Here is a 23259-nt window from a genome sequence, read left to right as displayed (position 1 = left end):
CCCCCCGCCTCAACGATGCAGCCACATCCGCAGGGCGGACAGCAGCTGGTCGGTGTTGACGGGCTTGGCCAGATAGTCGGACGCGCCGGCTTCCAGGCACTTCTCCCGGTCGCCCTTCATGGCCTTGGCCGTTAGGGCGATGATGGGCAAGCGGCGGAACACCGGCTTGGCCCGGATCACCTGCATGGTCTCATACCCGTCCATGCCGGGCATCATGATGTCCATCAGCACGATGGTGACATCCGACCGCGATTCCAGGACGGAGATGGCCTCGCTGCCCGTCGTGGCTGTCAGCACCACCATGCCGCGCCGTTCCAGCACACTGGACAGGGCGAAGATGTTGCGGGCATCGTCATCGACCAGCAGCACGGTGCGGCCGACCAGATCATCGTCGGAACTGTGCAGCCGTTCCAGCATCTGGCGCTTGGGGCCGGGCAGGTCGGACACGATGCGGTGTAGGAACAGGGCCGTCTCGTCCAGCAGGCGTTCGGGGCTTTCCACGCCCTTCACCACCACGCTGCGGGCCATGGTGTGCAACCGCGCATCCTCGTCCGGCGACAATTCGCGGCCGGTGAACACCACGACGGGGACGTCGCGCAGATCCTCATCCTCACTGATGCTTTCCAGCACCTCGAAGCCCGACATGTCCGGCAGCTTCAGGTCCAGCACGACGCAGTCGATAGGTTCGGACCGCAGCTTTTCCAGCGCGTCTCCGCCGGTGCCGACGGTGGAAATGTCGATATCGTCATGGCCCAGCAACTCCGTCACGCTCATCAGCTCGGCTGTATTGTCCTCCACCACCAACAGGCGCTTGCGCCGCGGACGGGCATATTCCTGAATGCGGGCCAGGGCCGCCTCCAGCCCTTCGGTCGTCGTCGGCTTGTTGAGGAAGGCGAAGGCGCCGCGGGCCAGACCGTGCTGGCGATCCTCGTCCAGGGTGACGATCTGCACGGGGATGTGGCGGGTGGCGGGACTCTGCTTCAGCTGGCTCAGCACCGTCCAGCCCAGCATGTCGGGCAGGAACACGTCCAGCGACACGGCCGTGGGCTTGAATTCCCGGGCGAGCGCCAGGGCGTCCGCCCCGCGATGGGCCACCAGCACCTTGAAGCCGCGATCATGCGCCAGATCGACCATGACGCGGGCATAGTGCGGATCATCCTCCACGATCAGCAGCACGGTATCGTCGGGCAACAGGTTGGTACGGTCGTCAGGCACCGCCTCGATCGGCCGTTCCGGCATGCGCACGACCAGGCCGGCGGGCAGGTTGGGACGTCCGTGCTGCTGAGGTTCCGGCAGCCGCGCGGTGACGCCGGCATAGGTGAGCGGCAGGTACAGTGTGAAGGTGCTGCCCGATCCCGGCTGGCTGCGCAGGTGGATTTCGCCACCCAGCAGGTTGGCCAGCTCGCGGCTGATGGCCAGGCCCAGGCCGGTGCCGCCATATTTGCGGCTGGTGCCGGCATCGGCCTGCTGGAACGCCTCGAAGATGATGCGCTGCTTTTCCGGCGGGATGCCGATGCCGGTATCCGACACCTCGAAGGCGACGACGCTGGCCGCGTGCTTCAGGCTGGCATTCTCCGCACTCCAGCCGCTCTTGGCTGGCGACACGGTCAGGCGCACGCCGCCGCGTTCGGTGAATTTGAAGGCGTTGGACAGCAGGTTCTTCAGCACCTGCTGCAACCGCTTGGCATCGGTGATCATGCTCCGGTCCAGGTCCGGCGCCATCACCACCTCGAAGCCCAGCTTGCGGCTTTCCGCCTCGTGGCGGAAGGGCCGGGCCATGACCTCCAGCAGGTTGGAGAAGAATATCTCCTCCGCATCCACCGACACGGTACCGGACTCGATCTTCGACAGGTCCAGGATGTCGGAGATCAGGTTCAGAAGGTCGGTGCCGGCGCCATGGATGGTGCGGGCGAATTCCACCTGCCGGTCGGACAGGTTGCCATCGGGATTGTCGCCCAGCTGCTGGCCCAGGATCAGGATGGAATTCAACGGCGTGCGCAGCTCGTGGCTCATATTGGCCAGGAATTCCGACTTGTATTTCGACGTCAGCGCCAGTTCGGTGGCCTTTTCCTCCAAGGCCCGCCGGGCCTGCTCGATCTCCTGGTTCTTGGCTTCCACCTCGACATTGCGTTCGGCAAGCTGCTGGGCCTTCTGTTCCAGCTGTTCATTGGTCTGCTGCAATTCGCGCTGCTGGGTCTGCAATTCGCCGGCCAGCTGCTGCGACTGTTTCAGGAACCCTTCGGTCTGCATGGTGGCTTCGATGGAATTCAGCACGATGCCGATGCCGGTGGTCAGCTGTTCCAGGAAGGTCATCTGCAGATCGGTGAAGGCGCCCAGCGACGCCAGCTCGATCACCGCCTTCACCTGGCCCTCGAACAGCACGGGCAGGACGATGACGTTGCGGGGCAGGGCCTTGAATACGCCGGAACCTATCGGAACCACATTGGACGGCATCTCGGTGATCAGCATGCGCCGCGCATCCAGCGCGCATTGCCCGATCAGGCCCTGGCCCATGCCCAGGCGTTCCGGATGGCCGACGATGGGATCATCGGCATAGGCGGAAAGCAGGCGCAGGCCGGGGGTCGCCCCCTCACTCTCCACCTGATAGATCACGCCATGCTGGGCATCGACCAGCGGCGCCAGTTCCGACAGCAGCACCCGGCCGACCGTGGTCAGCTCGCGCTGGCCCTGCAGCATGCTGGTGAAGCGGGCCAGGTTGGTCTTCAGCCAGTCCTGTTCGGTATTGCGCTCCGTGGTCAGGCGCAGATTGCCGATCATGGTGTTGATATTGTCCTTCAGTTCCGCCACCTCGCCGCGGGCCTCCACCTGGATCGACCGGGTCAGGTCGCCCTTGGTCACGGCGGTCGCCACCTCGGCGATGGCGCGGACCTGGGTGGTCAGGTTGGCGGCCAGCAGATTGACGTTGCCGGTCAGATCCTTCCAGGTGCCCGCCGCACCCGGCACATGCGCCTGGCCGCCCAGCCGGCCTTCCACGCCCACCTCGCGCGCCACCGACGTCACCTGATCGGCGAAGGTGGCCAGCGTGTCGGTCATGTTGTTGATGGTCTCGGCCAGCGCCGCCACCTCGCCCTTCGACGCCACGGTCAGGTTCTGCTTCAGGTCGCCGTTGGCCACCGCCGTCACCACCTTCACGATGCCGCGCACCTGTTCGGTCAGGTTGGCGGCCATGACGTTCACCGTGTCGGTCAGGTCCTTCCAGGTACCGGCCACGCCGGGCACCTGCGCCTGGCCGCCCAGCTTGCCTTCGGTGCCTACCTCGCGCGCCACGCGCGTCACCTCGCCAGCAAAGGCGTTCAGCTGGTCCACCATGGTGTTGATGGTGTTCTTCAGCTCCAGAATCTCGCCCTTCACATCCACGGTGATCTTGCGGCTCAAGTCACCGCGCGCCACCGCCGTGGTCACCTCGGCGATGTTGCGCACCTGGGTGGTCAAGTTGGCGGCCAGCAGGTTGACATTGTCGGTCAGATCCTTCCAGGTGCCGGCCACGCCGGGCACCACGGCCTGGCCGCCCAGCTTGCCCTCGGTACCCACCTCGCGCGCCACGCGCGTCACCTCACCGGCGAAGGAACGCAGCTGATCCACCATGGTGTTCAGCGTTTCCTTCAGCAGCAGGATTTCCCCGCGCACGTCCACGGTGATCTTGCGGGACAAGTCGCCATTGGCGATGGCGGTCGCCACCTCGGCGATATTACGCACCTGACCGGTCAGGTTGCCGGCCATGGAATTCACATTGTCGGTCAGATCCTTCCAGGTGCCGGCCACGCCGGGCACCTGTGCCTGACCGCCCAGCTTGCCTTCGGTACCGACCTCGCGCGCCACGCGCGTCACCTCACCGGCGAAGCCGTTCAGCTGGTCCACCATGGTGTTGATGGTGTTCTTCAGCTCCAGGATTTCGCCCTTCACGTCCACGGTGATCTTGCGGGAAAGGTCGCCTCTCGCCACGGCTGTCGTCACCTCGGCGATGTTACGCACCTGGCCGGTCAGGTTGGACGCCATGGAATTGACGTTCTCCGTCAAATCCTTCCACGTCCCGGCCACGCCGGGCACCTGCGCCTGACCGCCCAGCTTGCCCTCGGTGCCGACCTCACGCGCCACACGCGTCACTTCCGACGCGAAGCGGTTCAGCTGATCCACCATGGTGTTCAGCGTTTCCTTCAGCTGAAGGATTTCGCCACGCACGTCCACGGTGATCTTGCGGGAAAGGTCGCCATTGGCGATGGCGGTGGACACTTCGGCGATATTGCGGACCTGGGCCGTCAGGTTGCCGGCCATGGAATTCACGCTATCGGTCAGATCCTTCCAGGTGCCGGCCACGCCCGACACGTTGGCCTGCCCGCCCAGCCGGCCCTCGGTACCCACCTCGCGCGCCACGCGCGTCACCTCGCCGGCGAAGGAACGCAGCTGATCCACCATGGTGTTCAGCGTTTCCTTCAGCAGCAGGATCTCGCCCGACACGTTCACGGTGATCTTCTTGGAAAGATCGCCCTGCGCCACGGCGGTCGCCACCTCGGCGATGTTGCGCACCTGTCCGGTCAGGTTGGATGCCATGGAATTGACCGAGTCCGTCAAATCCTTCCAGGTGCCGGCCACGCCCTTCAGCTGCGCCTGACCGCCCAGCTTGCCTTCGGTACCGACTTCTCGCGCCACGCGGGTCACCTCGCCGGCAAAGGCGTTCAGCTGGTCGACCATCGTGTTGATGGTTTCCTTCAGCTGCAAAATCTCGCCCGACACGTTCACGGTGATCTTTTTCGACAAGTCTCCGTTGGCGATGGCGGTGGACACTTCGGCGATGTTGCGGACCTGGGCCGTCAAGTTGCCGGCCATGGAATTCACACTGTCGGTCAAATCCTTCCAGGTGCCGGCCACGCCCATCACGTTGGCCTGACCGCCCAGGCGGCCTTCGGTACCGACCTCGCGCGCCACGCGCGTCACCTCGCCGGCGAAGGCGTTCAACTGGTCGACCATCGTGTTGATGGTTTCCTTCAGCTGAAGGATTTCGCCCGACACGTTCACGGTGATCTTCTTGGAAAGATCGCCATTGGCGATGGCGGTGGACACTTCGGCGATGTTGCGGACCTGGGCCGTCAGGTTGCCGGCCATGGAATTCACGCTGTCCGTCAAATCCTTCCAGGTGCCGGCCACGCCCGGCACCTGCGCCTGACCGCCCAGGCGGCCCTCGGTACCCACCTCTCGCGCGACGCGCGTCACTTCACCGGCAAAGGCGTTCAGCTGGTCGACCATCGTATTGATGGTCTCCTTCAGCTCCAGGATCTCGCCCGACACGTCCACGGTGATCTTGCGGGAAAGGTCGCCGCGGGCCACGGCCGTCGTCACCTGGGCGATATTGCGGACCTGCGCCGTCAGGTTGCCGCACATGGCGTTCACAGAGTCTGTCAAATCCTTCCAGGTGCCGGCCACGCCGGGCACCAGCGCCTGGCCGCCCAGCTTGCCTTCCGTCCCCACCTCACGCGCCACGCGCGTCACTTCCGACGCGAAGGACCGCAGCTGGTCCACCATCGTGTTGATGGCTTCCTTCAGCTGCAAAATCTCGCCGCGCACGTCCACGGTGATCTTCTTGGACAAGTCGCCATTGGCCACGGCGATGGTCACGTCGGCGATGTTGCGCACCTGGGCGGTGAGGTTGGACGCCATGGAATTGACGCTCTCCGTCAAATCCTTCCACACGCCCGTCACCTCGCGCACCTGGGCCTGGCCGCCCAGCTTGCCGTCGGTACCCACCTCGCGCGCCACGCGCGTCACTTCCGAGGTGAAGATGCCCAGCTGTCCGATCATGGCATTCACGATGGTGGCGGCGCGCAGGAATTCGCCCTTCAGCGGGCGGCCATCCACGTCCAGCGGCATGGTCTGAAGCAAATCGCCCTTGGCGACGGCGCTGATGGAGCGGGTGACGGCGTTGACGGGCCAGAGCAGGTCGTCGATCAGGGAGTTGACCGAATTCTCCATGTCCGTCCAGGCGCCACTGGCCAGCCCGAAGCGCACGCGGGTGCGGGTCTTGCCGTCGCGGCCCACCACCTGGCCGACATGTTCCAGCTGCTGCGCCATATGCTGGTTGGCGGCGACGATGTCGTTGAAGGTGTCGGCGACCTTGCCGGCCAGCCCGGTCAGGTTCCCCGGCAGCCGCACGGAGAAATCGCCGGCCCGCATGGCCTGCAGCCCCGCCAGCAGCGCATCCAGGTCCAGGGAGGTCATGTCGTTGGCGGGCATGCCCACCGGCAGCATGCCGTCATTGGCAGTGTCGATGGTGTCGAGTTCGGCCGTCATCGCTTTTCCCCTGGGAAACCCGTGTCGCACAACAGGGGGAAATGGCGGACCCGGCCCGCCTCGCGACGAGCAGGGTGCCAACAAACACACCAAAAGCGTCGGACGGAGGACCGACGGGTACCTCCTTTTCCCCCTCCATACGGGTACCGGATTGTCGAGCAATCGGCGAGTAGGGCAATGGTCTGCGCCGCCTAGCCTGATGTCTTATGCCAACCGTGAACCGGTGGGCGGGTAGCCCTGGATCGTATCGCTGCCGAATCCATAGTTCCGCCCTGCGTCCGCACCAATTGCGGGAATGATACTGGCAGGGCGGTCATCCCCATCCCATATCTGGTTGCGTGAAACGGATATCGATCATCCTTCTGCTGCTGGTTCTGGGCGGCCTGGGTATCATGGCCGCCGGGCGCGGTGGCCAACCGGCGTCGATCATCCTCGCGCGCTGGAACCCCTGGGCATTGCCCGACCCGGCACAGAAGCCGGGCTGGCTGACCAGTTGGCAATTGGCGCGGCTGGCCGACGATACGCCCGCCTGCCTCGCCTGGCTCGGCCGGGCGGGGGTGGATGTTTCGACCATACCCGATCGGGAAGGGGCGGAACCGGGCTGCGACCTGTCGGGTGCGGCCACCCTGCGCCAATCCCTGCTGCGCTATCAGGGACGCGTAACCGCTTCCTGCCCGGTGCTGGCTGGGCTGGCGCTTTATGAACGGCATGTGCTGATCCCGGCTGCCGAGCGCCATCTGGGCACCAGGCCGATCTCCGCCCGCCATCTGGGCACGTATGCCTGCCGCGCCGTGCGTACCGGTCGCGGCGAAGGGGGGCGGCGCAGCCAACACGCCACCGCCAACGCCATCGACATCGCCGCCATCACCCTGGCCGATGGGCGGGAGACGACGCTGGTCCGCGATTGGGGGGAAAGGGGCGGAACAGGGCCGCGCGCTCTGTTCTGGCGCGACGCGCATGACGGGGCGTGCGATATTTTCCGCACGGTGCTGGGCCCCGAATACAACGCCCTGCACCGCGATCATTTCCATCTGGACATGGCCCGCTTCGGCATCTGCCGGTGAGGGCGTCAGGCGCCGATGCGCGCGTCCCATCCCAGCATGGCGGTAGCTGCCACCGCCTCCAACTCCACCCGGCCGGCCCCGTCGCGGGCCAGGATCGACATGCCACTCTGGAGCGTCTGCACGAAGCGGGCAAGAGCGTGGATGTCCGTCGTGACCGGAATCTCTCCCGCCGCGATGCCGCGTTCCAGCCGCGCCTTCAGTCGTTCCAGCGTCACGGCGCGGGCCGCCCGCACCATCCCGCCCAACACCGCATGCCCCTCGCTGTCTACCGACGACAGGGTCACCATGCAGCCATGCGGAATGTCGGCGACACAGCCGGTCAGGGCGGCAGCGGAATCCATCAGCAGTGCCTCGACTGCCGCCCGCGCCGTTCCGGCCGCCTTGAAATTGGCCCAGACGAAGCTCTCATAGTTCCGGCCGTAATAAGCCAGCGCTTCGGCATAGAGCGCCTCCTTCGATCCGAACGCGGCATACAGGCTGGGAGAACCGATTCCCATCGCTTCAGTCAGGTCGCTGATTGACGTCGCCTCGAACCCCCTGGTCCAGAACAGCCGGGTGGCGTTGGCCAGGGCCGCCTCCCGGTCGAAGGCACGCGGCCGCCCCCGGGCGCGACCGGCTAGCAGTTGGGGGGCGGGGGTTGGTTCATTTGAATTCTGCATCGATCGATATATAATTCCATTGACGTCGACCGGCAATGATCCTAGCTATGCATTTATGTGTCGATCGATACAGAAAAGGATCAGATGATGAGTGAGTTGAATGGTAAGCGCGCCCTGGTAACGGGCGGATCGCGTGGCATCGGGGCGGCCATTGCCCTGGCGCTGGCGGAGAAGGGCGCGGATGTCGCCATCACCTATGAGAAGTCGGCCGACCGCGCGGCGGAGGTCGTCAGGGCCATCGAGGGCAAGGGACGGCGCGGCCTTGCCATCCAGGCGGACAGCGCCGACCCGGCGGCCGTGAAGCGCTCCGTCGCGGAGACGGTAGCTGGGTTGGGCGGCATCGACATCCTGGTCAACAATGCCGGCATCGCCCGCGGCGGCCCGTTGGCGGAGATCAGCCCGGAGGATATCGACGCGCTGCTGAACATCAATGTCCGCGCCGCGATCCTGATCACCCAGGCGGCCATCCCGCATCTGGGCCCGGGCGGGCGCATCATCCTGATCGGCTCCTCGCTGGCCGATCGCATGGTCGCCGCCGGCGTGACGGTCTATTCGATGACGAAATCGGCGCAAGTTTCCCTGGCCCGCGGTCTCGCACGGGAACTGGGGCCGCGCGACATCAATGTCAACCTGGTGCAGCCCGGGGCCACAGACACCGACATGAACCCCGCCGATGGCGACTTCTCCGACGGGCTGCGTGCCCTGACCCCGCTGGGGCGTTATGGTGTGCCAGAGGATGTGGCGGCGGCGGTGGCCTTCCTGGCCAGCCCGGCGGCGCGCCAGATCAACGGATCGGTCGTCACCGTGGATGGCGGCCTGAACGCCTGATACGTGTGGTTGGAGGGGCGGCGTCAACCACCATCATAGGTGATGGACTTCGCCGCCTCGTCCGCCAGGATGAAGCCGATCGGCCGCTCCGCCTCCTCCCGCAGATGGGCGATCAGGCTGGCGGTGCGGGCCAGCAGCGATATGCCCTTCAGGGCCGCCAGCGGGAAGCCGATATCCAGCATCACCGCCGGGATGGCGCCATTGACATTGATCGGCAGGTCGCGGCCATGGGTATGGGGCAGGGCCGCCTTCACCGCGCGCAGCATGGCGATGTGCCGACCGGCGACGCCGCGTTCATCGGCGAGTTCAAGCAGCCGGCGCGCGCGCGGGTCGCCATCGGCATGCAGCGGATGGCCGAAACCCGGCACGGCGCGCTTTTCCATCCTATGCTTGGCCAGACGCGCCGCCGCCACAGGTGCCGGATCACCATCCCCCGCCGCCGCGACCAGTTCCGCCAGGAACTGCCCCGCCACCTCCGCACTGCCCAGCACGACGGTGCCGCAGCCCGACAGGCCGGCCGCCACCGCGCCCTGGAACGCCTCCGGTGCCGCGGCATAGGTCATGCGTGCCGCCACCACGCTGGGCACCAGCCCATGTTCAGCGATGGCGGTCAGCACCGCATCGGCGAAGAAATGCTGGTTCTCATCCGCATGCGTGCCGGTGACCAGCAGCCAGAAATAGCGGGTGAAATCCATCCTGCCGATAATCTCCCCGCACAGATCCAGCCCCCGTACCGTGATGCTGTCCGCGTCGGAAGTGGAGATGGCGGTGAGGGGCTGGTCGGTCTTGCCGATGCGCATGGGGCTGCTCCCGTGGGTCGTCTGCCACCCACCTAATCCCAGCCCGACTTTCCTGACAAGTAAATTTCGATGATCGAAGTTGATTTCGATTATCGAAGTCGATATACCGGAAGGCAGGAAGCGACGGCGCCCGCCGTCCGGCCTCGGGGATATGCCCCGCCGCCCGGCCCTTGCATCCGCGGCCCTTCCCCCGATTGGAGCATGAGATGGCAAAAGTCCTGAAGGATGTTCGGGTACTGGAAATGGGCACCTTCATCACCGGGCCGGCGGCGGGGATGCTGCTGGCGGACCTGGGTGCGGATGTGGTGAAGATCGAACAGCCGGGCACCGGCGACCCGTTCCGCGCCTTCAATGGCGGCCTCTACAGCCCGCATTTCCAGACCTATAACCGCAACAAGCGCTCCATCACCCTGGACACGCGCGATGCGGCCGGAAGGGCGAAGCTGGACGAGCTGGTGGCCGGTGCCGACATCTTCATCCAGAATTTCCGCCCCGGTGCGGCCGCCAAGCTGAATGTCGATGCCGAAAGGCTGCGGGCGCTCAACCCGCGCCTGATCTATTGCGCCATTTCCGGCTTCGGCGCCACGGGACCGGACAGCCAGCGCCCGGCCTTCGACACGGTGGCGCAAGCCGCCAGTGGTTTTCTGCGCCTGGTGCTGAACCCCGACAACCCGCGCGTGGTGGGCCCGGCCCTGGCCGATGCGATCACCGGCTTCTATGCCGCCTATGGCATCCTGGGCGCCCTGCATGAACGCCACCGCACGGGGAAGGGGCGGCTGGTGGAACTGTCCATGCTGGAGGCCATGTGCCATTTCAACCTGGATGATTTCACCCATTTCTTCTCCGCCGACCAGATCATGGGGCCTTATTCCCGGCCGTCAGTGTCGCAGTCTTACGTTTTCGTCTGTGCCGACGGGAAATGGATCGCGCTGCACATGTCCTCGCCGCCGAAATTCTGGGAAGGGCTGGCCCAGGCCGTGGAATGGCCCGACATGCTGCAACGCCCGGAATTCGCCGACCGCCAGGCCCGCATCGCCAATTACGAGAAGGTGGTGGAACAGCTGGCCCCCATCTTCCGCACCCGCAGCCTGGCCGACTGGTGCGACCGGCTGGGCCGCCAGGATGTGCCGCACTCCCCCGTGCATGACGCGGCGGCGGCGCTCGCCACCGATCAGGCCCGGCACCTGCGTCTGGCAGTGGAGGCCGAGCACCCGCAGATGGGTACGTTCCGCACCGTCCGCTCCCCCGTCACCTTCGATGGCGAGCGCGACCTGACCATCACGCCGCCGCCGGTGTTGGGCGAACATAACGCCGTCCTCCTGGGCAAAGCATAGTTCTGGCGGTCGGCCGGTGCTGCGGTTATAGCTGGCCCGCTGGGATTTCGGCGGACAGGGCAGACGCGATGGCGGACACGGGCGTGAAGGATGAACCGGCGGCGGAGCGGGAGCCGGCAGCGGAGCGGGAGAAGGACCCCGAATATCTGCTGACCCTGGAACGCGGCCTGACGGTCCTGCGCGCCTTCAACCAGCAGCGCCCGGAAATGCAGTTGAGCGAGGTGGCGGCCGCGACGGGTTTGAGCCCTGCCGTGGCGCGGCGCTGCCTGAACACGCTGGTGGCGCTGGGCTATGTCGGTCGGCACGGGCGGCGCTTCCTGCTGCGGCCGGAGGTGCTGGTCTTCGGCTCGGCCTATCTGGCCTCGATGAACCTGGAACAGGTGGTGACACCGCACCTCCAGGCCTTGCGCGACGAGACCGGCGACAGTGCCTCCATGGCCACCCTGTCCGGCCATGACATCCTGTACCTCGTGCATGTCTCCACCAACCGCCATATCCGCATCGGCGCCAGCGTCGGCACGCGGTTTCCGGCCCATGCCACCTCGCTGGGCAAGGTGATGCTGGCGCATGAGCCGGCCCCGGCACTGGCCGATTATCTGGCCAAGGCCAACCTGACCCGCTTCACCGAACGCACCATCATCAACCGCGAGGAACTGGCCAGCCGCCTGCAAAGGGTGCGGGAGGTCGGGTATGATTCAGCATTGGACGAGCTGGATTACGGCATCGTCTCCGTCGCCGTGCCGGTGCGCGACAAGGAGGGCAATGTCTGCGCCTCCATCAACTGTTCCACCTCCACCACCCGCATCTCCCAGGATGAGCTGGTGCGCACCCGCCTGCCGCTGCTGCGCACCGCCGCCCGCGGTATCGAAGCATCGTTGCAGCAATGGCCCTTCCTGATGCACTCGCTGGCCAGGAATTGAGGTTGATGCCGTAGGTCAGGTCGAGGAGCAAAGCCCCGAGCCCTGACAATTCTCCCGCACCATCACTCGTCAGGGCTCGCCTTCGGCTCGACCTGACCTACGTCCCACCAACGCCCCGGCCCACCCGCCGGGGCGTTTTTCTTTGTGCGCACCGCATTCTTCGACAACGGAAAAAACTTCGAACATCGAACTTGACTTCGATAATCGAAGGATGGATTGTTCGCATCACGGGCAACGATCCGACGGCCGCGCCACACGCGGACCCAAGCGCACCGACCGCCGAAGCGGCGGAAAACGACGTGCGCCTTCAATGACAAGTGACGAACGGGAGGTTTTGCATGGCACGTTCCTCTTGGCGCCTCGCCTGTTTAGCCGGCGCCTCGGCCCTTGCCCTGGCGGCCACGGCGCCGGCCGGCGCCCAATCCAACCAGGAGATCGAGGAGGTGGTGGTCACCGGCCTGCGCCGGCCGCAGGCGCAGCAGGATGTGCCGGCCGCCATCATGGCCTTCACCGCCGATGCCATCGAAATGGCGGGCATCGAGAAGCCGGCCGATTTCATCGACCTGACCTCCAACGTGACGCTGGTGGAAACGCAGAACGCCGGCAACGCCTTCATCATCATCCGCGGCATCACCCAGGCCCGCAATTCCGAGCCGTCGGTGGCCGTCATTGTCGATGGCGTGCAGCAGGTGAATGCCGCGCAGTTCAGCCAGGAACTGTTCGATATCGACCAGATCGAGGTGCTGAAAGGTCCGCAAGGGGCGCTCTATGGCCGCAACGCCATCGGCGGTGCCATCGTCATCCGCACCAAACAGCCGACCGACACGTTCGACACCCGCGTCAAGGTCGGGGTGGAAAACGGCTTCGGCTATTCCGCCCGCGCCGGGATCAGCGGGCCCTTGTCGGAGAAGGTGAAATTCCGGCTGGCTGGGTCCTACGTCAATAATGACGGCTTGATCCGCAACGCCTATCTGGATGAAAAGGCCGATCCGTACGAGGATCTGTCGCTGCGCGGCACCCTGCTGTTCCAGCCCACGGACAATCTGACCGTGGATGTGCGCGGGTCGGCGTCGCAACTGCGCACCCAGGCGCTCTATTTCAACATCGTCACCGATGTGAACGACACCAGCCTGCCGGTGCGGGTCAACAATCCCGGCCAGAATGACCGCGACATGTACGGCACCTCGCTGCGCATTGCATATGAGACGGATGCCGGCAGCCTCACCTCCGTCACCTCCTACGACATGGTGAAGGAGGTGCTGACCGGTGACGCCTTCGACTTCCTGCCGATCCAGGAAAGCCTGTTCTTCCAGATATTGGGCTTCGATCTGAACCAGAGCCAGTATCTGAACGTGAAGGCCTGGAGCGAGGAGCTGCGCTTCGCCTCGCCCACCACCGACCGGTTCCAGTGGAGCGTCGGTGGCTACATGATCGGCACCAAGCGTTACATCTCCACCGGCAACATGATCGATCGGGGGCAGGGGGTGTTCCCCGTCTACCGCACGCCCAGCACCGATCCGCGCAACCCGCAATTCTCCTTCCTGGCCGACAGTCAGGATAATTTCGCCTGGGCGCTGTTCGCCAGCAGCAGCTACGACCTGACCGAGAAGCTGACCGCCGACCTGTCGCTGCGCTATGACAAGGACAAGCGGGAGAACACCACCCTGACGCCCACCGCCTTCCTGCCCAATGTCGCGGGTTTCCCCGCCGGCCGGTCGGGGGAGGTGCGCAAGGAGACCTTCACCGCCTGGCAGCCGAAATTCACCCTGACCTACAAGGCGGATGAGGCGCTGACGCTCTATACCGGCTATTCCAAGGGCTTCCGCAGCGGCGGGTTCAACCAGACCGGGGTGGGCGCGGTGGCGGCATCCAACGGCATCCTGGGCGTGTCGGACGTGTTCAAGGCGGAAACGGCCAGCACCGTGGAGGCCGGGTTCAAATCACAGCTGCTGGACCGCAAGCTGCGCCTGAACGGCTCCGTCTACAACACCATCTCCGACAATTCGTACTTCTTCGTCTTCCTGGCCGCGAACTCGACCCAGAACCTGGGCAATGTGCCGGAAACCCGCCTGCGCGGGTTCGAACTGGACGCCACCGCCTTCCTGACCACGGGTCTGCAGGTCAATGTCGGCTACGGCTTTACCGACAGCAAGATCAAGGAATTCCCCGATCCCACCGTGCTGGGCAACGAGGCGCCGCTGATCTCCCGCTACACGCTGAATGTCGGGGCCCAATACACCACAGCCCTGGGCGACAGCGGCCTGTCCGGCACGATGCGTGCCGACTATCGCCGCATCGGCAGGACCTGGTTCGACATCCAGAACAGCACGGTCCGTGACCCGCTGGATATTGTCGATGTCCGCCTGGGGTTGGAGGGAGAGAACTGGACCCTGTCCGCCTATTCCGACAACCTGTTCGACAAGAAATACAATGCCGAATTCTCGCCCGGCGGCTTCGTCTTCAAGGGACGGCCCCGGCGGTATGGCCTGGAATATGGCATGAAATTTTAAAGGGGATACTCATGGCAAAGGTGCTTGTCCTTTATTATTCCAGTTACGGCCACGTGGAGACCATGGCGGCGGCCATCGCTGAAGGCGCGCGGTCCGTTCCGGGGGCCGACGTCACGGTGAAGCGCGTGCCGGAACTGGTTCCCGATGAGGTCGCCAAGGCATCCGGCATCCGCCTGGACCAGGCCGCCCCCATCGCCAGCCCCGGTGAGCTGGGCGATTACGACGCCGTGATCTTCGGCACGCCCACCCGGTTCGGCAATATGGCCGCCCAGATGCGCAACTTCCTGGACCAGACGGGCGGGCTGTGGGCCAAGGGCGCTTTAGTTGGCAAGGTGGGCAGCGTCTTCGTGTCCACCGCCAGCCAGCATGGCGGACAGGAAACCACGATCACTTCGTTCCACACCACCCTGCTGCATCACGGCATGGTGATCGTCGGCCTGCCCTATAGCTGGACGGGGGCGGTGAGGATGGACGAGGTCAGCGGCGGCACCCCCTATGGCGCCAGCACGCTTGCCGGTGCCGACGGGTCGCGCCAGCCCAGCGCCAATGAATTGGAAGGCGCCCGTTTCCAGGGCCGCCATGTCACGGAAATCGCCACAAGGCTGTTCGGCTGAACCATCAGGGAGAGGACAACGACAATGAAAGCCAAGCTTCCCAACCGCCTGCACCACACCGCCTATGTCACCCGCGACCTGGAGGCGACCCGGCATTTCTATGAGGATGTGCTGGGCATCCCGCTGATCGCCACCTGGTGCGAGAAGGACATGCTGTTCGGGGCGGAGCGCACCTACTGCCACTGTTTCTTCGGCCTGGGCGACGGCAGCGCGCTGGCCTTCTTCCAGTTTGCCGATCCCGACGACCAGAAGCTGTTCGGGCCGGAAATGCCGGAATCGCCCTTCCACCATATCGCCCTGCATGTCGATGCCGACACCCAGGCGCAGCTGGAAACCCGCATCCGTGCGGCGGGCTTCACCGAGCCGGAGACCTATACGCTGGAACATGGCTATTGCCGGTCGGTCTATATCAAGGACCCCAACGGCATGATCCTGGAATTCACCTATGACGCGCCGGAGGCGGCGGCCCTGGCCGAGGGCAAGCAGGCGACGGCGCGGGATGAGCTGGTGCGCTGGCTGGCCGGCAACCACGACATCAACAATACATTCCGCCACTGACCATGGCCTTCAACGTGCCCGTGGCCGGCGGGACCCTGTCCGTGGAACGGGTGGGGTCCGGTGCGCCGGCCCTGCTGCTGCTGCATGGATGGACCTTGGACCGGCGCATGTGGCGGCCGCAGGTGGAGGGTCTGGGCGGCCATTTCACCCTGCTGCTGCCCGACCGGCGCGGTTTCGGCCGGTCGCCCGCCCCGCCCGGCCTGGCGCGGGAACCGGACGATGTGCCGGCGCTGCTGGATTATTTCGGGATCGACCGCGCCGTGCTGGTCGGCCATTCGCAGGCAGGCCGCGTGGCCTTGTCCGCCGCCGCCCGCCATCCGGCCCGTGTCGCCGGGCTGATCCTGCTGGCCGCCCCTCATGATGCGGTTTCGCCTGATCCCACCCGTGAACCGGCCTTGCCCATGGCCCGACTGGTGGAACTGGTGCGGGCAGGGGAGGTGGCGGCCGCCCACCGCCTCTGGCGTTCACATCCGATGCTGCAAGTCACAGACACCGCGACGGCCCGCCTGCTGGACGAGATGCTGGGTGATTATGAGGGCCGCGACCTGCTGGCCCCGCCGGAACCGTTGCCGGTGGATGATGGCCTGCTGGCCGCGATCACCTGTCCCGCCCTGGTCATGGTCGGCGATGGTGATGCCTGGTCGCGGGTGCAATCCGCCGCAAGGCTGGCGGACGGCCTGGCGCAGGCCACAAGTCTGATCCTTCCAGGCGCCGGACATATGGCCAATATCAGCCATGCCAGTGCCTGCAACGACACCATCCACCGCTTCGTCCTTATGTGACGGGCGGATTGCCTTCCTTGTCCTCCACCCCTGCCGCCAACGCCTCCTGCAGCTTCGCCGCTTCCTCCGCCAGCACATTGTAGCGCCGGGCGGAGAAGGGGATGCTGGCGATATAGGCCAGCCCCACCACCGACAGCGTCGCCCAAGGCGCGCTGACCAGGGCCGCCGCCGTGGCGCCCACACCCAGCAGCACGAACACCACATAGCGCTGCGGAATGCGCAGCCCCTTCATGGAGAAGGTGGGGATGGCGCTGATCATCAGGCCGGCCACGCCCACGGTCCAGGGCACGACGATCCACGGACTGTCGAACCAGCCCGGCCCGACCTCCAGCGTCGCGATCAGGGGTAGCAGCGCCAGGAAGGCCCCGGCCGGGGCAGGCACCCCGGTGAAGTAGTTATAGGCAAAGGGTGGCTTTTCCGCCGCGGCCCCCAGCATGGTGTTGAAGCGTGCCAAGCGCAGCGCCGCGCACACACCCATCAACAATGCTGCGATCCAGCCGATGGTGCGGGCATCATCCAGCGACCAGAGATAGAGGATCATCGCCGGGGCCACGCCGAAGCTGACCACGTCGGACAGGCTGTCCAGTTCCTCGCCGAATTTCGACTGGGCGTTCAGCATGCGGGCGATGCGCCCGTCCAGCATGTCGAACAGGGCGCCGACCGCGATGGCGATCACCGCCTCCTGGTACTTGCCCTCCATGGCGAATCGAATACCGGTCATGCCCGATGCCAGATTCAGCATCGTCAGCATGTTGGGCAGCATGTTGTTCAGCGACAGGCCCTTCAGGCGGGGCGGCCGAAGCCGCCGCCGCACCCGGTGCCGGTGACCCGCGCGGCTGGCCTGCGGGTTCTCCTCGACCGGCATCAGCGGACCTCGCCCTCGCGCTGTTCCTCGGCACTGTTCAGATCGGCCAGGATGGTCTCGCCGGCGATCATCTTCTGGCCCACGACGACCAGCGGATGCACGCCGTCGGGCAGATAGACGTCGCAGCGGCTGCCGAAACGGATCAGGCCATAGCGTTCGCCGGCCTTCAGCGCCTGCGCCGGCGCCACCCACCAGATGATGCGGCGCGCCACCAGACCGGCGATCTGCACAAACGCCATCTCGCGCCCGTCGGGCAGGCCCAGACGGATGGACATGCGCTCATTCTCGTCGCTGGCCTTGTCCAAGTCGGCGTTCAGGAACTTGCCGGGCTTGTACTCGGCGGCCTTGACCACGCCGTCGGTGGGGCAGCGGTTCACATGCACGTCGAACACGTTCAGGAACACGCTGATCCGGGTCAGCTTCTCCTCGCCCATGCCCAGTTCGGGCGGCGGGGCGGCCTTGGTGATCAGGGTGACGCGGCCATCGGCCGGGCTGATGACCAGGCCCGGCTTGGTGGGCGTCACGCGATCGGGGTCGCGGAAGAAATAGACGCACCAGGCGGTCAGGACCAGCCCGATCCAGCCCAGCGCCGGGGACCAGGTGGCCAGCAGGGCGGACACCACGGCGAACAGGGCGATGAAAGGCCAGCCGGCCTTGTTGATCGGGACGATGACGGTTTTCAGCGCGGACATGTCTTTCGCGGCTACCCGCTATTGGTGGATCAGGCGGCCATACTAGACAGTCGGGACCGGGATTTGAAGCACCATGGTCGCCATCACGTCCGGGGCCGGTTTGGGCCCCCTGTTCAGCCTGCCCATCAGCGGCTATAGCATCGCCCCATGCCCGACTTTCCCGCCCTTCCCATTGATGATGCCCTGCCGGCCCTGCTGTCGGCGCTTGCCGTCGGCACCACGGCCGTCCTCCAGGCCCCGCCGGGTGCCGGCAAGACCACGCGCGTGCCGCTGGCCCTGCTGGACCAGCAATGGGCCGCATCGGGGCGCATCATCATGCTGGAACCGCGCCGTCTGGCCGCCCGCGGTGCCGCGCGGCGCATGGCGCAAATGCTGGGTGAGGAGGTGGGGCAGACAGTCGGCTATCGTGTGCGCATGGACAGCCGCGTGTCGGCGGCCACCAGGATCGAGGTGGTGACGGAGGGTATCTTCCTGCGCCGCCTGCAATCCGATCCGTCGCTGGAGGGCGTGTCGGCGGTTCTGTTCGATGAGTTCCATGAACGCAGCCTGGATGCCGATCTGGCGCTGGCCTTCTGCCTGCAGGCCCGCGCGCTGTTGCGTGACGATCTGCGGCTGGTGGTGATGTCGGCCACGCTGGATGGCGGGCCGGTCGCCGACCTGCTGGGCGGGGCACCGCTGATCACGTCGGAAGGCCGCGCCTTCCCCGTGGAGACGCGCTGGGCCGAACCCGGTCCCACCGATCGCGCCGATGACCATATGGCACGCACCATCCGCCGGGCTTTGGCAGAGGATGAGGGCTCCATCCTGGCCTTCCTGCCCGGCAGCGGGGAGATAAGGCGGGTGGAACGGCTGCTGGCCGAGGGGCGCCTGCCCGCCAATGTCCTGCTGACCCCGCTTTATGGCGATATGAGCCTGGAAGCCCAGGATACTGCCATCCGCCCGGCCCCGGCGGGCCAGCGCAAGGTGGTGCTGTCCACCTCCATCGCCGAGACCAGCCTGACCATCGAAGGCATCCGCATCGTCATCGACAGCGGCCTGTCCCGCCTGTCACGCTTCGATCCGCGCAGCGGCATGGGACGGCTGGAGACGCTGAAATCATCGCGGGCATCCGCCGATCAGCGAAGGGGCCGCGCCGGGCGCCTGTCGGCCGGTCTTTGCTACCGCCTCTGGTCGGAAGCGTCCGACCGGGCGCTGGCCGGTTTCACCCCGGCGGAGATCACCCGCGCCGATCTGGCCCCCCTGGCCCTGGAACTGGCGCAATGGGGCATTGTCGATGCCGATGAACTGTCCTGGCTGGACAGCCCGCCAGCATCCACCCTGGCCCAGGCCCGCAACCTGTTGCAGCAACTGGGCGCCATCGATGACAAGCTGCGCATCACCGCCCACGGCAAGGCCATGGCCGGGCTGGGCGTGCATCCGCGTCTGGCGCATTTGGCGCTGCGCGGCAAGGAACTGGGCCGCACCCGGCTGGCCTGCCGCATCGCCGCCCTGATCGGTGAGCGCGATATCCTGCGCGGCGGCGGCCGGCGTGATGCCGATCTGCGCACGAGGCTTGAATTCCTGGATGAACGCGGGCGCGGCGGCGATGTCGATCGCGGCGCCCTGCACCAAGCCCTGGAACAGGCGAAGCAGCTGGAACGCCAGTTGGGCGGCCCGCCCGGCGACATGGACCATCATGATACCGGCCTGCTGCTGGCGCTCGCCTATCCTGACCGCATCGCCCAGCGCCGGGCGGGCGCGGCCGGGCAGTTCCGTCTGTCGGGCGGGCGTGGTGCCGCACTCGATCCGACCGACGGGCTGGCCGCATCCGACCTGCTGGCCGTCGCCGATCTGGACGGGCAGGGGCGCGACGCCCGCATCTATCTGGCGGCCCCCGTCACCCAGGCGGCATTGGAAGAAGCCTTCGCCGATGACATAAGGGCGGAAAATGAGGTGGTCTGGGATGACCGTCAGCAGATCGTGCAGGCCCGCCGCCGCCGCCGGCTGTTCGAACTGTCGCTGAAGGACGAGCCGCTTTCCAATCCGCCGGCCGATCTGGTGCTGCCCGCCATGCTGGAGGGGGTGCGATCGATGGGACTGTCCTGCCTGCCCTGGAGCAAGGAGCTGGAGGGCTGGCGCCGCCGCGTCGCCTTCCTGCACCGCGCATCGCCCGACCGCTGGCCCGATGTGTCGGATGACGGGTTGCTGGCGACTCTGGAGGATTGGCTGGCGCCGTACCTGTCGGGCGTCACCCGCCGGTCGCATCTGGACCGGATCGATCTGCACTCCGCCGTGACCGGCATCCTGGACTGGAACCAGCGTCAGGCCATGGATACCGAGATCCCCACCCATCTGACCGTGCCCACCGGTAACCGCATCCCCATTGACTATAGCGGGGAGGAACCGGTGCTGGCGGTGCGGTTGCAGGAACTGTTCGGGCTGGCGGAAACCCCGCGCCTGGGCGGCGGGCGCATCCCCGTGCTGCTGCATCTTCTGTCACCCGCCCACCGGCCGGTGCAGGTGACGCGTGATCTTGCCGGTTTCTGGTCCGGATCGTACAAGGACGTGAAGAAGGAACTGGCCGGCCGCTATCCCCGCCATTACTGGCCCGACGACCCGCTGGTGGCGGAACCCACGGCAAGGGCCAAGCGGCGGGGCACCTAACGCGCCAGGAACAGCCGCAGCCCCTTCACCCCCGGCACCGGCCTCTCCACGAAACCATGCGCCTGTGCGTAATCCAGCAGCGGTTGTTCCAGCACCGTATCCTCCCGCCCCAGCAGGATCGCCGCCGGCGGCCGGGCCGCCAGCAGGCCCGGCAGGTCCCGCCGCCCCACGGCGTTCAACCCCCGCAGCCTCTCCGGTGTCAGCCGGTCGGCGGTGCGATAGAAGAACGGCCCGGCCGACAGTTCCGGATAGATCGCCAGCCCCGCCTCCAACACCGGAATGGGTGACAGGGTGGCCACCGGCCCGTCCAGCCCTGCCGCCCGCACCTCGTCCCGGATGGCCTCACCAGCCGCCGCCACACGGGCGAGCATCCATTTGCCCGGCTGCACCAGACGCGGCGCATTGGCCAGCATGACCAAGGTGCCGGGCAATGTCCCCAGCAGCATAACCGCCGCCAGTAAGGCGCCCCGCACACTCCCCGCATTCTCCATCGCCACCCAGGCCGCCGGCAGGGCCAGCAGGGTGAAGGCGGCGAACGGCATGAAATACTGGATATAGGGCGGGCGCGGCAGCAGCCCAAAAGCCAGCGCCCCCAGCATCAGCAGGCCCGACAGACCCACACGCCGATGCGCCAGGAATGTGGCTGTCGCCAGGAACAGCAAGCCGGCCAGCACCGCATCGGTGAACACCCGCCGGTTCAGGAACTCCGCCAGATATTCCAGCCCGAAATAGGCGGACAGCCCCGCCTCTTCATGCCACAGCGCCGGGGTGATGCGGTGATAGGTGAACACCCCCTCCACGAACCCGGCCCAGCCCATCAGTGGCCAGGGCAGCAGGCACAAAGCCCCCAGCACTCCGCCCGCGACAAAACCCGGCAGCATCCCGACCCGCCGCCACAACAGCCACAGCCCCATCACCAGTGGCGCGAACCCATAGGACAGCTTCATCCCCACCGCACCCGCCAGCAGCAACCCGGCCAGCGCCACCACCCCATGACGCACGCGCCTGCGATCCCGCTCCCCCATCACCAGCACCGCGGCCCACAAGGCCAGCGCACAGGGCGCCATATCGTTGCGCATGCTGTCGATGGCCGGCTGCACGGCGGTCGATGCCGAGAACAGCAGGGTCACCGCCACCGCCACCCGCCGGTCATCCGTGCAAGCCCGCGCCTGCCACCACAGTGCCGCCAGCGCCAGCAGCGTAAAGCCCAGGTTGAGCAGCCGCCCCGCCAGGAAATACCCGCCATCCAGCCCCAGCAGCCGGTAAAGTCCCGACAGCAGCGCCAGATAGGCGGGCGGCTGCAAATAGACGAAGTCACGATAGGGCACCCCGTCCATGGCCAGCACAGCCGCCGCCACGAACTGTTCCTCATCATGATTATAGCCGCGCCCGACCGCGAAGGCCGCCAGCAGCAGGACCAGTGCCAGCCAGTAAAGGGCGACGGCGGGGGAGGGGAGATACGCCCTCAATCCAGGTGCCAGGCCAGGCCGCCCGCCTGTGCCGGCCGGCTGTCGGCGGTGGGCGACTGGCCTGCCAGGAACAGCAAGGCCTGCTCGTACGACGCCGTGGCATTGGCCACGGTGAAGGCCGACGCCCGGTGGCGCAGCACGGCGTCGGCCACCGGATGGGCCAGAGCCGCATCCATGCCATCGGCCAATGCTGCCACATCATCAACCGGCACCAGCGGCCCCAACGCCCCCTGGCGCAGCAGCTCACGCGATCCGCCGGGACAGTCGGTGGATATCACCGGGCAGCCCATGGCCATCGCCTCCACCAGAACCCCCGGCATGCCTTCCCAGCGCGAGGACAGCACGAACAGGTCCGCCGCCGCCATGCGCGCGAACGGATCATCGACCAGACCGGGAAAGCTGACATGGGCGGTGATGCCCAGTTCCCCCGCCAATGCGAACAGCGCCGCCCGGTCCGGCCCGTCGCCGGCCAGGGTCAGGTGCGCCGGCCGGCGCGCGATCAGCCGGGCGAAGGCGCGCAGCAGCGTGTCGAACCCCTTCTGCTTGACGAACCGGCCCATGGCCAGCAGCTGCGCCGGCTCCCGCCCGTCGCGCTGTACCCGCTGCGCAAGCGGCAACCGGTCGGGCAGGATCGGGCTGGTGACGGAGATGACGCGGTTGCCGTCCATTCCCGTCACGCGGGTGACGTCGCGGGCCACATCGTCGGACACGGCCAGCACCCCGTCGGCCCGGCGCCACAAGGCGGCTTCCGGCAGGCGGCGCAGGCTGAGCCCGCCGCCGCGCCGGCGCGACAGATGGTTGCTGGCGCGCAGCACCAGACCCGTGTCGCGCCGTCCGGCCATCGCATGGGCCAGGATCGCGGGGATCACCGCATGGTTGGCCATGCCCACCAGCATATCGGGCCCCCGGTGGCGCAGATAGCGCGACAGCGGCTTCAACGCCCCCAGCAATTCCCCCGTCCGCGCCCCGCCGCTGGCCACCGCCTTGGCATTGCCGCCGGCCAGGGGCAGGCGCGAGACATTTCCGGCCACCAATGCCACCTGCGGCCCGCCATCCACGGCCGTGACCAGATCGACGCAGTGGCCGCGCGCGGCCAGGCCGTTGGCCAGCATGATGGAGCGCCGCTGGGCGCCGCCGGTGCTGAGCGAATGCAGGAACAGGGCGATATGCATGGGTCGGCTTCGATGACCGTTCGATCCGTCACCCTATCGGTGCTTC

16 protein-coding genes are annotated in these 23259 nt (G+C 66.6%); 9 read left to right on the top strand and 7 right to left on the bottom strand.

Annotated features, from left to right (window positions below):
* Positions 1-9: 9 nt before the first annotated feature.
* Positions 10-6303 carry a HAMP domain-containing protein gene (locus ACM9HJ_RS25865; RefSeq protein ID WP_416574676.1) on the bottom strand — a complete coding sequence of 2098 codons (6294 nt, stop codon included), beginning with the start codon at positions 6301-6303 and terminating at the stop codon, positions 10-12.
* Positions 6304-6641: 338 nt separating this feature from the next.
* Here ACM9HJ_RS25865 and ACM9HJ_RS25860 point away from each other — a divergent pair, with 338 nt between their 5' ends.
* Positions 6642-7367, top strand: a complete 726-nt coding sequence (locus tag ACM9HJ_RS25860) for an extensin family protein (protein ID WP_416574675.1) — start codon at positions 6642-6644, stop codon at positions 7365-7367.
* A 5-nt stretch (positions 7368-7372) separates the two neighbouring features.
* Here ACM9HJ_RS25860 and ACM9HJ_RS25855 read toward each other — a convergent pair whose 3' ends face one another.
* A complete protein-coding gene (locus ACM9HJ_RS25855) occupies positions 7373-8026 on the bottom strand; it encodes a TetR/AcrR family transcriptional regulator (protein ID WP_416574674.1) in 654 nt (217 codons plus the stop codon).
* A gap of 87 nt (positions 8027-8113) precedes the next feature.
* Between ACM9HJ_RS25855 and ACM9HJ_RS25850 the strand changes: the two genes are divergently transcribed.
* Positions 8114-8854 (top strand): SDR family oxidoreductase, encoded by a 741-nt coding sequence (locus ACM9HJ_RS25850; RefSeq protein ID WP_416574673.1) that lies wholly within the window; start codon positions 8114-8116, stop codon positions 8852-8854.
* A 23-nt stretch (positions 8855-8877) separates the two neighbouring features.
* On the opposite strand, the gene ACM9HJ_RS25845 is transcribed toward ACM9HJ_RS25850, so the two are convergent.
* Positions 8878-9654: a citryl-CoA lyase gene (locus tag ACM9HJ_RS25845; protein WP_416574672.1), complete on the bottom strand. Its 777-nt coding sequence runs from the start codon at positions 9652-9654 to the stop codon at positions 8878-8880.
* A gap of 206 nt (positions 9655-9860) precedes the next feature.
* Here ACM9HJ_RS25845 and ACM9HJ_RS25840 point away from each other — a divergent pair, with 206 nt between their 5' ends.
* The 6 genes from ACM9HJ_RS25840 (at position 9861) to ACM9HJ_RS25815 (ending at position 16372) form a co-directional block, all read left to right on the top strand.
* A complete protein-coding gene (locus tag ACM9HJ_RS25840) occupies positions 9861-10988 on the top strand; it encodes a CaiB/BaiF CoA transferase family protein (protein WP_416574671.1) in 1128 nt (375 codons plus the stop codon).
* A gap of 68 nt (positions 10989-11056) precedes the next feature.
* A complete protein-coding gene (locus tag ACM9HJ_RS25835; protein ID WP_416574670.1) occupies positions 11057-11908 on the top strand; it encodes an IclR family transcriptional regulator domain-containing protein in 852 nt (283 codons plus the stop codon).
* 338 nt (positions 11909-12246) lie between these two features.
* The gene (locus ACM9HJ_RS25830; RefSeq protein ID WP_416574669.1) at positions 12247-14418 is read left to right on the top strand and encodes a TonB-dependent receptor; all 2172 of its coding nucleotides are present in this window, start codon (positions 12247-12249) and stop codon (positions 14416-14418) included.
* A gap of 11 nt (positions 14419-14429) precedes the next feature.
* Positions 14430-15032 (top strand): NAD(P)H:quinone oxidoreductase, encoded by a 603-nt coding sequence (gene wrbA, locus ACM9HJ_RS25825; protein ID WP_416574668.1) that lies wholly within the window; start codon positions 14430-14432, stop codon positions 15030-15032.
* 24 nt (positions 15033-15056) lie between these two features.
* Positions 15057-15590 carry a VOC family protein gene (locus tag ACM9HJ_RS25820; protein WP_416574667.1) on the top strand — a complete coding sequence of 178 codons (534 nt, stop codon included), beginning with the start codon at positions 15057-15059 and terminating at the stop codon, positions 15588-15590.
* A gap of 2 nt (positions 15591-15592) precedes the next feature.
* On the top strand, positions 15593-16372 hold the full coding sequence (locus ACM9HJ_RS25815; RefSeq protein WP_416574666.1) for an alpha/beta fold hydrolase: 780 nt from the start codon (positions 15593-15595) through the stop codon (positions 16370-16372).
* Here ACM9HJ_RS25815 and pssA read toward each other — a convergent pair.
* The gene (pssA, locus tag ACM9HJ_RS25810; protein WP_416574665.1) at positions 16365-17237 is read right to left on the bottom strand and encodes a CDP-diacylglycerol--serine O-phosphatidyltransferase; all 873 of its coding nucleotides are present in this window, start codon (positions 17235-17237) and stop codon (positions 16365-16367) included. The two genes, ACM9HJ_RS25815 and pssA, sit on opposite strands and share 8 nt — an antisense overlap.
* A complete protein-coding gene (locus ACM9HJ_RS25805) occupies positions 17237-17929 on the bottom strand; it encodes a phosphatidylserine decarboxylase (protein WP_416574664.1) in 693 nt (230 codons plus the stop codon). The genes pssA and ACM9HJ_RS25805 overlap by 1 nt, the downstream gene beginning before the upstream one ends.
* 147 nt (positions 17930-18076) lie before the next feature.
* Between ACM9HJ_RS25805 and hrpB the strand changes: the two genes are divergently transcribed.
* Positions 18077-20572 (top strand): ATP-dependent helicase HrpB, encoded by a 2496-nt coding sequence (gene hrpB / locus ACM9HJ_RS25800; protein ID WP_416574663.1) that lies wholly within the window; start codon positions 18077-18079, stop codon positions 20570-20572.
* Here hrpB and ACM9HJ_RS25795 read toward each other — a convergent pair.
* A complete protein-coding gene (locus ACM9HJ_RS25795; RefSeq protein WP_416574662.1) occupies positions 20569-22041 on the bottom strand; it encodes a hypothetical protein in 1473 nt (490 codons plus the stop codon). The genes hrpB and ACM9HJ_RS25795 overlap by 4 nt on opposite strands.
* Positions 22038-23213: a glycosyltransferase gene (locus ACM9HJ_RS25790; RefSeq protein ID WP_416574661.1), complete on the bottom strand. Its 1176-nt coding sequence runs from the start codon at positions 23211-23213 to the stop codon at positions 22038-22040. The genes ACM9HJ_RS25795 and ACM9HJ_RS25790 overlap by 4 nt, the downstream gene beginning before the upstream one ends.
* Between the last annotated feature and the right edge of the window lie 46 nt (positions 23214-23259).

This window comes from Niveispirillum sp. KHB5.9, assembly GCF_048066115.1.
In the GTDB taxonomy this organism is placed as follows: domain Bacteria; phylum Pseudomonadota; class Alphaproteobacteria; order Azospirillales; family Azospirillaceae; genus Niveispirillum.
Note: the sequence above shows the minus strand (reverse complement) of the source record. Positions and strands in the feature narration are given on the sequence as shown.

What these genes read in the sequence shown, in the direction of transcription:
- ACM9HJ_RS25865 (WP_416574676.1), bottom strand. Translation starts at nt 6,303, where the DNA reads ATGACGGCCGAACTCGACACCATCGACACTGCCAATGACGGCATGCTG.
- ACM9HJ_RS25855 (WP_416574674.1), bottom strand. Translation starts at nt 8,026, where the DNA reads ATGCAGAATTCAAATGAACCAACCCCCGCCCCCCAACTGCTAGCCGGT.
- ACM9HJ_RS25850 (WP_416574673.1), top strand. Translation starts at nt 8,114, where the DNA reads ATGAGTGAGTTGAATGGTAAGCGCGCCCTGGTAACGGGCGGATCGCGT.
- ACM9HJ_RS25845 (WP_416574672.1), bottom strand. Translation starts at nt 9,654, where the DNA reads ATGCGCATCGGCAAGACCGACCAGCCCCTCACCGCCATCTCCACTTCC.
- ACM9HJ_RS25840 (WP_416574671.1), top strand. Translation starts at nt 9,861, where the DNA reads ATGGCAAAAGTCCTGAAGGATGTTCGGGTACTGGAAATGGGCACCTTC.
- ACM9HJ_RS25835 (WP_416574670.1), top strand. Translation starts at nt 11,057, where the DNA reads ATGGCGGACACGGGCGTGAAGGATGAACCGGCGGCGGAGCGGGAGCCG.
- ACM9HJ_RS25830 (WP_416574669.1), top strand. Translation starts at nt 12,247, where the DNA reads ATGGCACGTTCCTCTTGGCGCCTCGCCTGTTTAGCCGGCGCCTCGGCC.
- wrbA (WP_416574668.1), top strand. Translation starts at nt 14,430, where the DNA reads ATGGCAAAGGTGCTTGTCCTTTATTATTCCAGTTACGGCCACGTGGAG.
- ACM9HJ_RS25820 (WP_416574667.1), top strand. Translation starts at nt 15,057, where the DNA reads ATGAAAGCCAAGCTTCCCAACCGCCTGCACCACACCGCCTATGTCACC.
- ACM9HJ_RS25815 (WP_416574666.1), top strand. Translation starts at nt 15,593, where the DNA reads ATGGCCTTCAACGTGCCCGTGGCCGGCGGGACCCTGTCCGTGGAACGG.
- pssA (WP_416574665.1), bottom strand. Translation starts at nt 17,237, where the DNA reads ATGCCGGTCGAGGAGAACCCGCAGGCCAGCCGCGCGGGTCACCGGCAC.
- ACM9HJ_RS25805 (WP_416574664.1), bottom strand. Translation starts at nt 17,929, where the DNA reads ATGTCCGCGCTGAAAACCGTCATCGTCCCGATCAACAAGGCCGGCTGG.
- hrpB (WP_416574663.1), top strand. Translation starts at nt 18,077, where the DNA reads ATGCCCGACTTTCCCGCCCTTCCCATTGATGATGCCCTGCCGGCCCTG.
- ACM9HJ_RS25790 (WP_416574661.1), bottom strand. Translation starts at nt 23,213, where the DNA reads ATGCATATCGCCCTGTTCCTGCATTCGCTCAGCACCGGCGGCGCCCAG.